The 16,172-nt window shown below is 73.8% G+C and carries 1 protein-coding gene; it reads left to right on the top strand.

Annotated elements, in window-relative coordinates; translation table 11 throughout:
- Positions 1–16 precede the first annotated feature (16 nt).
- Positions 17–15,997, top strand: a complete 15,981-nt coding sequence (locus tag ABZ822_RS31320; protein WP_360861623.1) for a type I polyketide synthase — start codon at positions 17–19, stop codon at positions 15,995–15,997.
- Positions 15,998–16,172 lie beyond the last annotated feature (175 nt).

Here is a 16,172-nt window from a genome sequence, read left to right on the forward strand (position 1 = left end):
CAGGGATGTGGCGTTGGTGGCTGAGGACGACAAGATGGACGGCAAGTACGTCGAGTACCTGAAGCGGCTGACCGCCGAGCTGCGGCAGACCCGCCGGCAGCTGCGCGATGTGGAGGCCCGGGATCGGGAGCCGGTCGCGATCGTCGCGATGAGCTGCCGCTATCCGGGCGGCGTGGACAGCCCGGAGGCGCTGTGGCGGCTCGTCGACGAGGGCGGGGACGCCATTTCGGGGTTCCCCGCCGACCGCGGCTGGGACGTCGAGGCGGGCTACGACCCCGACCCCGACAACCCCGGCACCTTCTACGCCCTCGGCGGCGGTTTCCTGCACGAGGCATCCAGGTTCGACGCGGACTTCTTCGGGATATCGCCGCGCGAGGCGCTGGCGATGGACCCGCAGCAGCGGCTGCTGCTGGAGATCTCCTGGGAGGCGTTCGAGCGCGCCGGGATCGACCCGGGCTCCGTGCGGGGCAGCAGCACCGGCGTCTTCGTCGGTGCCGCGACCTCCGGCTACGGCGTCGGGGTGAGCGAGTTCCCTGAGGGCGTGCAGGGCCTGCTCCTGGCGGGCAACGCCACCTCGGTCGCCTCCGGCCGCATCGCCTACACGCTCGGTCTGGAAGGCCCCACCGTCACCGTCGACACGGCCTGTTCCTCCTCGCTCGTCGCCCTGCACTGGGCCTGCCGGGCGCTGCGCCGCGGCGAGTGCGACATGGCGCTCGCGGGCGGAGTCGCGGTCATGGCCACTCCGGCGATGTTCTACGAGTTCAGCCGGCAGCGCGGGCTGGCCGCCGACGGCCGGTGCAAGGCGTTCTCCGAGGACGCCGACGGCACCGGCTGGGCCGAAGGCGCGGGCATGCTGCTGGTGGAACGTCTCTCCGACGCCCGCCGTCTCGGGCACAAGGTGCTGGCCGTGGTGCGCGGCACGGCGATCAACTCCGACGGTGCCTCCAACGGCCTGACCGCCCCCAACGGCCCCTCCCAGCAGCGGGTGATCCGCGCGGCCCTCGCCGACGCGGGTCTGGCCGCCGTCGACGTGGACGCCGTCGACGGGCACGGCACGGGTACGTCGCTCGGCGACCCGATCGAGGCGCAGGCCCTGCTCGCCACCTACGGCCAGGACCGCGAACATCCGCTGTGGCTGGGCTCGTTGAAGTCCAACATCGGCCACACCCAGTCCGCGGCGGGCGTCGGCAGCATCATCAAGATGGTCGAGGCGATGCGGCGCGGAACACTGCCGCGCACCCTGCATGTCTCGGAGCCGTCCCGGCATGTCGACTGGTCGGCGGGAGCGGTACGGCTCCTCACCGAGCCGACCGCCTGGCCCGAGACAGAGCGCCCGCGCCGCGCCGGTGTGTCCTCGTTCGGCATCAGCGGCACCAATGCCCACACCGTCATCGAACAGGCCCCGGTGCCGCCCGCGCCCGCCGACCCGTCCGACCCCGCCGCGAGTTCCGGTACGGATCAGGACGCGGACTCCGGAGGGCCTGCCGACGAGCCGCAGGCGCTGCCCGTCGTGCCGTGGCCGGTGTCCGCGCGCAGCGAGGAGGCGCTGCGCGCTCAGGCGGCCCGGCTGCTGGCCCGGCTGCGGGAGGAGGCCGAGCCCCCGCGTCCGCTGGATGTCGGTCATGCGCTCGCCACGACCCGAGCGGCGCTGGAGCACCGCGCGATCGTCCTGGCTCCGGATCACGAGACCGCCGTACGCGAACTCGCCGCGCTCGCCGAGGGCACCCCCGGAGCCGCGACTGTCCGCGGCCGCACCGTACGCGGCGCCACCGCCTTCCTGTTCGCAGGTCAGGGCTCGCAACGGCTCGGCATGGGACGCGAGTTGTACGGGACGTACCGCGTCTTCGCCGAGGCGTTCGACGCGGTGGACGCGGAACTGCCGTTCTCGCTCCGGGAGATCGTGTTCGGTGACGACGCGGAGCGTCTGAACCGGACCGAATACGCGCAGCCCGCCCTGTTCGCCCTCGAAGTCGCCCTCCACCGGCTGCTCGAGTCCTGGGGGGTGACCCCGAAGTTCCTGCTGGGCCACTCCGTCGGCGAGCTGGCCGCCGCCCATGTCGCCGGTGTGTGGTCCCTGGCCGACGCCTGCCGGCTGGTCGCCGCGCGCGGGCGGTTGATGCAGGCGCTGCCCGGGGGTGGCGCGATGGTCGCGGTCCAGGGGACCGAGGACGAGGTGCTGCCCCTGCTGAACGACCGGGTCGGCATCGCCGCCGTCAACGGCCCCCGTTCGGTCGTGGTCTCCGGTGCGGCCGAGGCCGTCGATGAGGTGGCCGCACACTTCCGTACCCAGGGGCGTAAGGCCACGGCTCTGCGCGTCAGCCACGCGTTCCACTCCCCGCTCATGGAGCCCATGCTCCAGGAGTTCCGCGCGGTCGCCGAGAGCGTCACCTACCACACCCCGCGGCTGACGATCGTCTCCGACATGACCGGCGAGACCGCCGCCCCTGCCGACCTGTGCTCGCCCGACTACTGGGTCCGGCACGTCCGCGAGCCGGTCCGGTTCGCCGACGGGGTGCATCTGCTCGCCCGGCGGCGCGTCGCCCGGTTCGTCGAACTGGGCCCGGACGGCACCCTCACGGCGCTCGCCCAGGACTGCCTGGACGGCGACGGGCCGGTGGCCGTCCCCGTCCTGCGCACGGACCGGCCCGAGCCCACCGCCCTGATGTCCGCGGTCGCCACCGTCTTCGCCCACGGCACGCCCGTGGACTGGCCGTCCGTCTTCGCGGGCACCGGCGCACGGGACGTGGAACTGCCCACGTACGCCTTCCGCCGCGAGCGGTACTGGCTGGAGCCGACCCCGCCCGGCTCCGCCGCCACCACGGAAACCGGTGAGACCGGCGGCGGGGACGCGGGCTTCTGGACGGCCGTCGAGGACGAGGACATCGCCCTCCTCGCGGAGACCCTGGAGGTCGACGAGGGGCTCGTCCGTCCTCTCGTACCGGCCCTGTCGTCGTGGTGGCGCGGGCGGCGCGAACTCAACCGGGCGGACCGGCTGCGCTACCGGATCGGCTGGCACCCACTCGACCCGGCCCCCGGCACGGCGCTCTCCGGCCGCTGGCTCGTCGTCGTCACCGCGGGCGCGGGCGACCGCGCGCGGGTCCGTACGGTGACGCAGGCACTGGCGGCGAACGGCGCCGAGCCGGTGCTGTGGGAGTGCGCGCCCGACGAGGAGCGCACCGCGCTGGCCACCCGGCTCGCCGACACGGGAGATCTCGCGGGCGTGCTCGCCCTCACCGCCGTCGACGGGACGGACGGACAGGACGGTGGGTACGGCGACGGCGGCGAAGTGACCCCGGGAGACGTCCTCTTCCGGACCGTACGGCTCGTACAGGCGCTCGGCGACGCACAGGTGACCGCTCCGTTGTGGCTGGCCACCCGGGGCGCGGTGGCCACGGCACGCTCGGACACCGCCCCCGCCCCTGCGCAGGCCGCGCTCTGGGGCCTTGGGCGGGTGGCCGCGCTGGAGCTGTCCGACCGTTGGGGCGGCCTCGTCGACCTGCCGGAGACCGTCGACAGGCGTGCGGCGGGACGACTCGCCGCCGTGCTGACCCGAACCGGCACCGGAGCGGGGACCGAGACCGTCGGCGGCGGGTACGAGGACCAGGTCGCGGTGCGGGCCTCCGGCGTCTTCGCGCGTCGCCTGCTCCACGCCCAGGACCGGTCCGCGCCGATGAACACCGGCGGGGGCTGGCAGCCGCGCGGCACCGTGCTCATCACCGGCGGCACCGGCGCCCTCGGTGCCCGGGTCGCCCGCTGGGCAGCGGAGCAGGGCGCGGACCACCTCGTCCTGACGAGCCGCCGCGGTCCCGAAGCCCCCGGAGCGACCGACCTGGCGGACCGGCTCACCGCGCTCGGTGCCCGCGTGACCGTCGAAGCCTGCGACGTCGCCGACCGCTCGGCCGTCGAACACCTCCTGTCCCGTCACACCGTCGACGCCGTGGTCCACGCGGCGGGCGTGACCGACACGCTTCCGGTGTCCGACCTCGACGCCGACCGCTTCGGGGCGGTGTTCGCCGCCAAGGCGCACGGCGCCGCCCACCTCGACGCCGTACTGCGCGCCCAGGGCGACCGGCCGCTCGACGCGTTCGTGCTGTTCTCCTCCATCGCCGGCGTGTGGGGCAGCGGAGGCCAGCACGCCTACGCCGCCGCCAACGCGTACCTCGACGGCCTGGCCGAACGGCGGCGCGCCCGCGGCGCCACCGCCACCTCCGTCGCCTGGGGACCGTGGGGCCACGGCGGAATGGCTGCCGAGGACGGGGCCGAGGAGTACCTGCGCCGACGCGGCCTCGCCACCCTCGACCCCGACACCGCACTGGCCGCGCTGCGCCGCATCCTGCAGCAGGACGTCACAGGGCAGGTCGTCGCCGACGTCGACTGGTCCCGGTTCGCCCCCGGCTTCACCAGCACCCGCCCGAGCCCGCTCCTCTCCGGCGTGCCCGAGGCACAGGACGCCCTGCGCGAGGGGCAGGCCGCCGCGTACGAGGACGGGGCAGGCGCGGCGCTGCGCGAACGCCTCGCGGATCTCCCCGTCACAGAACGCACCCGCGCCCTGCTGGAGTTGATCCGCACCCACGCCGCTGCCGTCCTGGGCCATGCCGACGCGGGGCTGCTGGAGACCCGGCGCGCCTTCCGCGACTCGGGGTTCGACTCGCTCACCGCCGTCGAACTGCGCAACCGCCTCACGGCCGAGACCGGCCTCGCGCTGCCCGCCACGCTGGTCTTCGACCAGCCCACACCCGTCGACCTCGCCGCCTTCGTGCACGGCGAGTTGTTCGGCGACGGAGACGCGGCCCACGGCAGTCCCTCGAGCACCGGCTCCGGCACCGGTCGTACGGGCCGCATGTCCGACGACCCCGTCGTCATCGTCGGCATGGGCTGCCGCCTTCCCGGTGACGTATCCGGCCCCGACGAGCTGTGGAAGCTCGTGGCCGATGGTCAGGACGCCATCGCCCCCTTCCCCACCGACCGAGGCTGGGACCTCGACGCCCTGCACCATCCAGAGCCCGGCCACCCCGGCACCAGCTACGCCCGGCACGGCGGATTCCTCACCGGAGCCGGTGACTTCGACCCGGCGTTCTTCGGCATCTCGCCCCGCGAGGCCGTCGCCATGGACCCGCAGCAGCGGCTGCTGCTGGAGACCTCCTGGGAGGCGCTGGAGCGTGCCGCCATCGCACCCGGCAGCCTTCGCGGCAGCCGGACCGGTGTGTTCATGGGCTCCAACGGCCAGGACTATCCCGCGCTTCTGCTCAGCACGCCCGACGCCGGCGACGGCTACCTCGGCACCGGCAACGCCGCGGCCGTCGTCTCCGGCCGTATCGCCTACGTCCTCGGCCTCGAAGGACCGACCCTCACCGTCGACACCGCCTGCTCGTCGTCGCTCGTCGCCCTCCACCTCGCCGCGCAGGCGCTGCGCGCGGGCGAGTGCGACCTCGCCCTGACCGGCGGTGTCACGGTCATGTCGACCCCTGGCGCGTTCATCGAGTTCAGCCGCCAGCGCGGTCTGGCGGCCGACGGCCGGTGCAAGGCGTTCTCCGATGATGCGGACGGGACGGGCTGGGCCGAGGGTGTGGGTGTGCTCGTCGTGGAGCGGCTTTCGGATGCGCGTCGCAACGGGCATCCGGTGCTGGCGGTGGTGGCGGGTTCGGCGGTCAATCAGGACGGTGCGAGCAACGGCCTGACCGCGCCCAACGGGCCCTCGCAGCAGCGCGTCATCCGGGCCGCACTGACCGACGCCGGACTCGCCCCTGCCGACGTGGACGCCGTGGAGGCGCACGGCACCGGTACATCGCTGGGCGATCCGATCGAGGCGCAGGCGCTACTCGCCACGTACGGGCGGGACCGCGAACAGCCCCTGTGGCTCGGCTCGTTGAAGTCCAACATCGGGCACACCCAGGCGGCCGCCGGCGTCGCCGGTGTCATCAAGATGGTGCTCGCCCTGCGGCATGGCGTCCTGCCCCGCACCCTGCACGCCGACGTCCCCAGCACACACGTCGACTGGTCGGCCGGCGCGGTGCGCCTTCTGGCCGAGAGCAGGGCATGGCCGTCCGGGGACCGCCTGCGCCGAGCCGGGATCTCCGCGTTCGGTGTGTCCGGCACCAACGCGCACGTCATCGTCGAACAGCCGCAGGACGCGGAGAACTCCCGGACGGCGGAGCCGTCGCAGAACGACGACGGGCAGACGCAGAACACCGGACTGGCCCCTTCGTCCGGCTCGGATGGCGACGGCGCGGACGCGGAACGCCCGCTGCCGTGGGTGATCTCCGCTACGTCCGAGAAGGCCCTCCGTGATCAGGCCGAACGACTCCTCGCCCACGCCGACGCCCGGCCCGATCTCTCCGCCGCCGACGTCGGCCTGTCCCTGGCCGCCACTCGTACGCCGTTCGAGCACCGCGCTGTCGTGCTCGGCGCCGATCGGGAGGAGCTGCTGTCCGCTCTCGCATCCCTGGCCATGGACGAGCCCGCCCCGGGCCTCGTCACCGGCCGTGCGGGTGCGGAGGGTCGGACGGCGTTCCTGTTCGCGGGTCAGGGTGCGCAACGCCTCGGCATGGGCCGGGAGTTGTACGAGACGTTCCCCGCCTTCGCCGACGCCTTCGACGCCGTGTGCGTTCACGTGGACGCGGAACTGCCGTTCTCTTTGCGGGAGGTGGTCTTCGGTGACGATGTCGAGCTGCTAAATCGTACGGAGTTCGCGCAGCCTGCGTTGTTCGCGCTCGAGGTGGCGTTGTTCCGGTTGCTGGAGTCGTGGGGTGTGCGGCCGGATGTGCTCGCGGGTCATTCGATCGGTGAGTTGGCGGCGGCGCATGTGGCGGGTGTGTGGTCGCTGGCCGACGCCTGCCGACTCGTGGTGGCGCGGGGTCGGTTGATGCAGGCGTTGCCCGAGGGTGGGGCGATGGTGGCGGTGGAGGCGTCCGAGGACGAGGTCGAGCCGCTGCTGAGCGACCGGGTGGGTCTCGCTGCGGTGAACGGGCCGCGGTCGGTGGTGGTGTCGGGTGACCGGGATGCGGTGGAGGAGGTCGCGGAGCGTTTCCGCGGGCAGGGCCGGAAGTCGACGGTGTTGCGGGTGAGTCATGCGTTCCATTCGCCGTTGATGGAGCCGATGCTGGCGGAGTTCCGGGAGGTTGCGGAGGGGCTGTCGTACGAGCGGCCGCGCCTGCCGATGGTGTCCACGGTGACCGGTGAAGCCGCGACCGCGGAGGAGGTGTCCTCGCCGGAGTACTGGGTGGAACACGTCCGCCGGACGGTCCGCTTCGCCGACGCCGTACGGGCTCTGGACGGGGAAGGCGTCAACCGCTTCCTGGAACTCGGCCCGGACGGCACACTCGCTGCACTCGCCCACGCCTCCCTCACCGAGGCCGAACCGTTGGCGGTCCCGTCGCTGCGCCCGGATCGCCCCGAGGCACGGACCGTGCTGGGGGCGACCGCGTCCCTGTTCGTGCAGGGCGCCGAGGTCGGCTGGTCGGCGTTCTTCCCCGAGGCGCGCCCCGTCGAGCTGCCCACCTACGCGTTCCAGCACCGCCGTTACTGGCCGCGCACGGGCACCCACGTGGGCGACCTTCGCTCAGCGGGCCTGTCCGCCGCCGGACATCCACTGCTCGGCGCCACCGTCACCCTCGCCGACAGCGGGGCCGCCGTCTTCACCGGTCGGCTCTCCGCACAGCTCCAGCCGTGGCTGGCCGAACACGTCGTGGCAGGCTCGGTCCTGCTGCCCGGTACCGCCTTCCTGGAGCTCGCTCTGCACGCCGCGGACCGCGTCGGATGCGACCAGGTCGAGGAACTCACCCTGCAGACACCCCTGGTGCTTCCCGAACGCGGAGCCGTCCGTCTCCAGGTCGCCGTCAGCGGCCCGGACGGCGACGGCCGCCGCGAGATCGGCGTCCACTCGCGCCCCGACGAGGGAACGGGCGCGGACGATTCCGACGGCGAGCCGTGGACCTGTCACGCGGTCGGAACCCTGCTGCCCGAGGCCGCCGAGCCGGCGCCCGAAGCGTCTCTCCGGCCGCCCGCCGACGCCACCGACATCCCGGCGCAGCCGCTCTACGACCAGTTGGCGGGCAGCGGCCTGGCCTACGGGCCCCTGTTCCGCGGGCTGAACTCCGTACGGCAGCGAGGCGACGACCTGTTCGTCGAGGCGGCCCTTCCCGACGAGGCCGCGGCGGATGCCCGCCGGTACGGTGTCCATCCGGCCCTCCTCGACTCGGTGCTGCATGCCTTGGGCGCTGTCCCGGCGTCCGGTTCCGACAGCTCCGGCCCCGCGTCCGGTCCAGGACTGCCCTTCTCGTGGACCGGCGTGACCCTCCACGCCACAGGCGCTCCCCGGCTCGCCGCGCGCCTGCACGTGACCGGCTCCGGCTCGGTCGCCGTCGACCTCACCGACCCCTCCGGCGCACCGGTTGCCACCGTCCGGTCCCTCACCCTGCGCGCCTTGACGGCGCTGCCCGCCACCTCGGTGGCGACCGGCCACGCCGAACTGCTGCACCGCGTCGACTGGACACCGCTCCGGATCGACGGGGCGGGCGACGGACCGGCGTATGCGGCTGCGGCGGACCTGCCGACATCGCTTCCGGGCAACGGAGTTGACGCGGGCGCCGATGCGCTGGTGCGTGTCGGGCCCCCGGCCGACGGCGCGGCGGACACGGCTACGGCGAGCGTGCTCGCGCTGGTACGCGGATGGCTGGCGGAGGAGCGGTTCGAGGGCGCGCGTCTGGTGATCGTCACGGACGGGGCTGTCGCGGTCGACGACGAGGTCCCGGATCCGGCGCTGGCCGCGGTGTGGGGTCTGGTGCGGGCGGCCCGGGCGGAGAATCCGGGGCGGTTCGCGCTGCTGGATGTGGACGGTGCGGAGGAGTCGTGGACCGTCGCCACGGCCGCGCTCGCCTCCGAAGAGGCGGAGCTGGCCGTCCGTCGTGGTGTCGCCTCCATCCCGCGTCTGGCAGCAGCCGCCTCGGGTGGTGAACTCATCGCCCCGGTACAGCAGTCGGCGGATGCCGCCTGGCGGCTGGACGCTGTCGACAAGGGCACCCTTGAGGGCCTGGCCCTGACCCCCTTCCCCGAAGCCGAAGCGGAGTTGGCGCCTGGCCAGGTCCGTATCGGGGTGCGGGCGGCGGGTGTCAACTTCCGCGATGTGCTCAACGCCCTCGGAATGTATCCCGGTGATGCGGAGGACTTCGGCCTTGAGGGCGCCGGTGTGGTGACCGAGGTCGGCCCGGGTGTGGCGGAACTGGCCGTGGGTGACCGCGTGATGGGCCTTTTCTCGGGTGCGTTCGGTCCGGTTGCGGTGGCGGATGCGCGGACGGTGGTGCGGGTTCCGGCGGGGTGGTCGTTCGCGGAGGCTGCGTCGGTGCCGATCGTGTTTCTGACGGCGTTCTACGCGTTGAGGGATCTGGGGGGTGTGCGGTCGGGGGAGTCGGTGCTGGTGCATGCGGCTGCCGGTGGTGTGGGTATGGCTGCGACGCAGTTGGCGCGTCATCTGGGTGCTGAGGTGTTCGGTACGGCGAGTGTGGGGAAGTGGGACACGCTGCGCGGCCTCGGTTTGGATGACGTGCACATCGCTTCGTCGCGGGACACGGACTTCGAGGCGGCGTTCCTTGCTGCGACCGGTGGTGGTGGTGTGGATGTGGTGCTGGACTCCCTCGCGGGGGAGTTCGTGGACGCGTCGCTTCGGCTGTTGCCGCGTGGTGGTCGTTTCCTGGAGATGGGCAAGACCGACATCCGCGATGCGGTGACCGTCGCCACCGAGCATGCGGGTGTGGCATATCGGGCGTTCGATCTGTGGGACGCGGGGCCGGAGCGGATCGGGCAGATGCTGTCCGAGCTGGTCGCTCTCTTCGAGGAGGGGGTGCTGGCACCGCTTCCGGTGACGTGCTGGGACGTACGGCGGGCTCCGGAGGCGTTCCGGTACCTCTCCCAGGCTCGGCATGTGGGCAAGGTCGTTCTCACCGTTCCCGCGCCGCTGGATCCCGCCGGCACGGTACTGGTCACCGGTGGTACGGGTGGTCTGGGCGCGTTGGTGGCCCGGCATCTGGTCGCCGAACACCGTATCCGGCATCTGTTGTTGGTGAGCCGTCGTGGCCTGGAGGCCCCCGGTGCTCGTGAACTTGTGGCGGATCTGGCCGACTTGGGAGCGTCGGTCGAGGTGGCGGCTGTGGATGTCGCCGATCGGGACGATCTCGCCGCAGCGCTTCACGCCATCTCCGCGGACCATGCGCTGACTGCTGTGGTGCATACGGCCGGTGTCCTGGACGACGGTGTGGTGGCTTCTCTCACCCCCGAGCGGCTGGCACTCGTCATGCGGCCGAAGGCGGATGCGGCCGTCCATCTGCACGAGTTGACCCGTGATGCCGACCTGTCGGCGTTCGTCCTCTTCTCCTCTGTCGCCGGTACATTCGGCGGCGCGGGGCAGGCCAATTACGCGGCTGCCAACGCCTTCCTGGATGCCTTTGCCGCGGGCCGCCGTTCCTCCGGGCTGCCCGCGACCTCCCTGGCCTGGGGCCCGTGGGCTCCCGGTACGGGCATGACCGCCGAGCTGACCGAGGCCGATCTGCGCCGTATGGCGCGCGGCGGGATGCAGCCCCTCACCCCCGAACAGGGCCTCGGCGCCCTGGACGTGGCGATGCGGCGCAGCGAACCCGCCCTCGTACCCATCGCCCTGGACCGCCGGGTGCTGCGGGACCGTCAGGCCGTTGCGGCCCTGCCCGCCATGCTGCGGGGCCTTGCCGCCGCCCCCGCGCGGCGCGCCGCGTCCGTGGCGGACGGGAGCGATGCGGGGGAGACCTTCCGCACCCGGCTGTCCGCGCTTCCGCACGCCGAGCGGGCGACGGCCGTCCTGGACCTCGTACGCGCCCAGACGGCGATGGTGCTGGGACACGCGAGCCCGGACACCGTGGAGGCGACGCAGGACTTCCGTGGTCTCGGCATCGACTCGCTGACCGCCGTGGAACTGCGCAACCGCCTCACCGCCGCGACCGCGCTGCGCCTGCCGGCGACCCTGGTGTTCGACTACCCGTCACCACAGGCGCTCGCGCGGCACATCGGTGGTGAGCTCTTCGACGATGCCGGACCCGCGACCGCCCCGGCGGTCCCGGCCGTTCGCGCCGCGGCACCGGCCGATGCCGACGACGAGCGGATCGCGATCGTGGCGATCGGCTGCCGCTTCCCGGGCGGGGTCCGTGGCCCGGAGGAGTTCTGGCGGTTGCTGGCCGACGGGGTGGACGCGATCGGCGCGCCGCCCGCCGACCGCGGCTGGCGGACGGACGGGGTCCAGGGCGGATTCCTCTACGACGCCGCCGACTTCGACGCGGACTTCTTCGGGATATCGCCGCGCGAGGCGCTGGCGATGGACCCGCAGCAGCGGCTGCTGCTGGAGATCTCCTGGGAGGCGCTGGAGCGGGCGACGATCGACCCGCGCGATCTGCACGGTTCCCGTACGGGCGTCTTCGTCGGCACGAACTACCAGGGGTACGGATCGGCCGCCCACGCCGTCCCGGAGGACGCGCAGGGGCAGTTGCTGACCGGCCATGCCGCGAGCGTCGCCTCCGGCCGGGTCGCCTATGCGCTCGGTCTGGAGGGCCCGGCGGTCACCGTGGACACCGCCTGCTCGTCCTCTCTCGTGGCGATGCACTGGGCGGCACAGTCGTTGCGGTCCGGTGAGTGCGATCTGGCACTGGCCGGAGGTGTGACGGTGATGGCGACGCCGGGCGCGTTCGCCGAGTTCGACCGGCAGGGCGGGCTGGCCGGCGACCACCGGTGCAAGGCGTTCTCGGACGACGCCGACGGAACCGGCTGGGGCGAAGGCGCAGGCATCCTGCTGCTGGAGCGGCTCTCCGACGCCCGCCGCAACGGCCACCCGGTCCTCGCCGTCGTCCGGGGGAGTGCCGTCAACTCCGACGGTGCCAGCAACGGTCTGACCGCCCCCAACGGCCCCTCCCAGCAGCGGGTCATCCGGGCCGCTCTGACGGCGGGCGGACTCACCCCGGCCGATGTCGATGCCGTGGAGGCACACGGCACCGGCACGAAGCTGGGCGATCCGATCGAGGCGCAGGCGCTGCTCGCCACGTACGGGCAGGACCGCGAACGGCCGCTGTGGCTGGGGTCGGTGAAGTCCAACATCGGTCACACCCAGGCCGCGGCCGGTGTCGCCGGGGTCATCAAGACGGTGCTGGCGATGCGGCACGGGGTGCTGCCGGCGACCCTGCACCTGACCCGGCCGACGACCCACGTCGACTGGACGGCGGGCCGGATCGAGCTGCTGGCCGGGCCGGAGCCCTGGCCTGAGACGGGACGGCCGCGGCGGGCCGCGGTGTCGTCGTTCGGCATCAGCGGAACCAACGCCCATGTCGTCCTGGAGGGAGGAGCCGAGGAGCCGGCCGCGACCGGGCCGGAGACCGCGGGTCCGGTCGCCTGGCCCCTCAGCGGACGGTCGGCCGCGGCGCTGCGCGCGCAGGCGGAGAGGCTGCGCGCCCACCTGACCGCGTGCCCCGAGGCGGCCCCGGGCGATGTCGCGCACTCGCTGGCGGCGGGCCGCGCCGTGTTCGAGCACCGGGCCGTCGTGGTCGCCGAGGACCGGGACGACCTCCTCGCCGGACTGGCCGCCCTCGGACGTGACGAGGACACCGCCTGCGTGGTGCGGGGCCGGTCGGGGCCTCGGGGCCGTACGGCGCTCCTGTTCAGCGGCCAGGGCTCGCAGCGCCCCGGCATGGGCAGCGAACTCCTTGAACGGTTCCCGGTGTACGCCGACGCCTTCCGCCGGGTCTGCGACGCGTTCGACGCGCACCTGGATGTGCCGCTGGCCGACGTGGTGCTGGCCGAGGAGGGTACGGAACGGGCCTGGCTGCTGGACCGTACCGCCTACACCCAGCCCGCGCTGTTCGCCGTACACGTCGCGCTGTACGAACTGGTGCGCTCCTGGGGCGTGGCACCCGATGCGCTGATGGGGCACTCCATCGGTGAACTGTCCGCCGCGTACGTCTCCGGGGTGCTGTCGCTGCCGGACGCCTGCACGCTGGTCGCGGCCCGGGGGCGTCTGATGGAGGCGCTGCCCGAGGGCGGTGCGATGGCGGCCGTGCAGGCGTCCGAGGAGGAGGTGGCGCCGCTGGTGGCGGAGCGCGAGGAGCAGGTGTCCCTCGCGGCCGTCAACGGTCCGGCCTCGGTGGTGGTCTCCGGCAACGAGGACGCGGTGTCGGACATAAGGGATCATTTCGCTGCCTTGGGTCGAAAGACTAGGCGTTTGCGGGTCAGCCATGCGTTTCACTCGGCGCATATGGACGCGATGCTTGCGGAGTTCGAAGAGGTCGCGCGCGGCGTCCGGTACGACGTGCCGGCGATCCCGATCGTCTCGAACGTGACGGGGAGCAGGGCCACGGAGGCCGAACTGACGTCGCCCGAGCACTGGGTGCGGCACGTACGGCAGACCGTGCGCTTCGCCGACGGTGTGCGCCGCCTCCGGGAGGACGGCGTCGGCACCTTCGTCGAACTCGGCCCGGACGCATCGCTGACCGCCATGGCGCTCGACACCCTTGACGGGTCCGGGCGGCCCGGGCAGTCCGGGCAGCACGGCCCGGAGCAGGCCGCGGATCAGGCCGTAGCCGTCCCCCTGCTGCGCCGGGGCCGGGCGGAGCCGGTCGCAGCACTCCTGGCCGCCGCGGCCCTGCACGTGCGCGGGCTCGCCGGAACCCCCACGGCCCTGACCGCCCCGGCCCGTACGGTGGAGCTGCCGACGTACGCGTTCCAGCGCAGCCGCTACTGGCTGGAGGCCGCCGAGCCCGCCGATGTGCGGAGCGACGGCGACGACCTCGACGAGGAGTTCTGGGCCGCGGTCGAGCGCGGCGACCTCGGCGAGCTGACCGAGCGCACCGACCTCGGCGACGACACCCCGCTCAGCGAACTCCTGCCGGCCCTGTCGTCCTGGAGGCGCCGTCGCCACGAGCGCGCCGCGCTCGACGCAAGCGCCTACGCAGTGGCCTGGCGCCCGGTGCCGGACGGCCCGCCGCCGCTCCTGTCCGGCACCTGGCTGCTGGCACTGCCCGCGTCCCGCGCCGCGGAATCCTGGACGGACGCGCTCACCGAGGGCTTGACCGCCCACGGTGCGCACGTCGTACCGATCTCGGTGGACTGCTCCCTCGCCGACCGTGACGGACTCGTGGAGCACCTGGGCAAGCTGCCCGAACGGGACGCCCTGCAAGGCGTGCTGTCGCTGCTGTCGCTGGACGAGGAGCCCGCGGCCGTCGGCCTGCCCGCAACCGCCGACGCCGACCGCACCGCCACTCCCGCCGACCGCAGCGCCGTTCCCGCCGACCGCACCGCCACTCCCGCCGGTCTCGCCGCCCTGCTCGCCCTGACGCAGGCGCTCGGGGACCTGGAGGTCGGCGCCCCGCTGTGGTGCGCCACGGTCGGCGCGGTCGCCGCCACCGACCGCGAGCGCGTGACCTCGCCGGTGCAGGCCGCCGCCTGGGGCGTCGGCCGGGTCGCCGCGCTCGAGCAACCGCAGCGCTGGGGCGGCCTCGTCGACCTCCCGGCCGATCTCGACGGGCGGACCGCCGAACGGCTCGCGGGACTGCTGTCCGGTACGACGGGGGAGGACCAGGTCGCCGTACGGGCTGCCGGGGTCTTCGCCCGGCGCCTGGTGCACGCCCGGTCGTTCGCGCCGGCCACCGATCCCGAGTGGAACTGCGCGGGCGAGACGGTGCTCATCACCGGCGGCACCGGTGCGCTCGGTGCCGTTGTCGCCCTCCGGCTCGCCGAGCGCGGCGCACGGCACCTGGTGCTGGCCGGCCGCCGCGGCCCGGACGCCGACGGCGCGGAGGCCCTGCGGGCCGAACTTGTCGCGGCAGGTGCCGAGGTGACGCTGGCCGCCTGCGACGCCGCCGAACCCGACGCCCTGGCCGCACTGCTGGCCGAACACCCGGTCGACGCCGTGGTGCACGCCGCCGGTGTCCTGGACGACGGTCTGCTGGAATCACTGACCCCGGAACGCCTGGAAGCGGTCATGCGGCCGAAGCTGGCCGCCGCCCGCAACCTCGACCGGCTCACCCGCGACCGCGAACTGTCGGCGTTCGTCCTGTTCTCCTCCGTCGCCGGCACCGTCGGCTCGGCGGGCCAGGGCAACTACGCCGCCGCCAACGCCTACCTCGACGCGCTCGCCGCACGGCGCCGCGCCGAAGGACTCCCCGCCACGGCTGTGGCCTGGGGCCCGTGGGCCGGCGGCGGCATGGCGGCCGGCGGCCCCGAGGCCGAAGCCCGGCTCCGGGCAGGCGGGGTCGTCCCGCTCGAACCGGACGCGGCACTCGCCGCGCTGGAGCGGGCGGTGGCCGGAGGGGACGCCGCGATCGTCGTCGCCGAGATGGCCTGGGAACGCTTCGTGCCGGGCTTCACCGCAGTGCGGCCCGCCCCCCTGCTCGCCGAACTGCCTGAGGCGCAGGCCCTGTTGAGGCAGGCCGCGGAGCGGGACGGCGGCTCCGAGGCGGAGGGCGGTGCGCTGCGGACCCGGCTGGCCGGGCTCGCCGAGGCCGAGCAGGAACGGCTGCTGATCCAGCTGGTACGCGGCCACGTCGCCACCGTGCTCGGGCACGGCTCCGCCGACGCGGTCGACGCCGACCGGGCCTTCACCGAACTCGGCTTCGACTCGCTGATGGCGGTCGAACTGCGCAACCGGCTCGGGGTGGCGGCCGGACTCCAGCTGCCCGCCACCCTCCTGTTCGATCAGCCCACGCCACGCGCCCTGGCCCGCCATCTTCGGTCGTTGACCGACACCGAAGGCGGCGGTGCGCCCGCCCTGGACGCGCTCGACCGGCTGGAGGCGGCCCTTGCCGGGCTCGGCGAGGACGACGCGCAGCGCGCCCGGATCGCCTCCCGGCTGACGGCGCTCGCCTCCCGCTGGTCCGGGCGGAGCGAGCCGCAGGACCGAGGCAAGGAAGACGGCGAAGGAGATCTCCAGGACCGGATCGACTCCGCCGGCGCGGAGGAGATCTTCGCCCTCATCGACAACGACCTCGATCTGTCATGACCGGCGGGACGACGGGCACGGGACGCCGGACCGGGGGGACGACCGGCCCGACGGCCCCCGGCGCAACGGCCGCGCCCCCCGGCGCCACGGCCACCATCCGCGCCGCGTCCACCACCGGTGCCGCCGCGGCCACGACCGGCGCCGGCTTCCGGGGCTCGCCGGCCGGTACTCCCAC

This window comes from Streptomyces sp. NPDC047108, assembly GCF_040643575.1.
Taxonomy (GTDB): Bacteria; Actinomycetota; Actinomycetes; order Streptomycetales; family Streptomycetaceae; genus Streptomyces.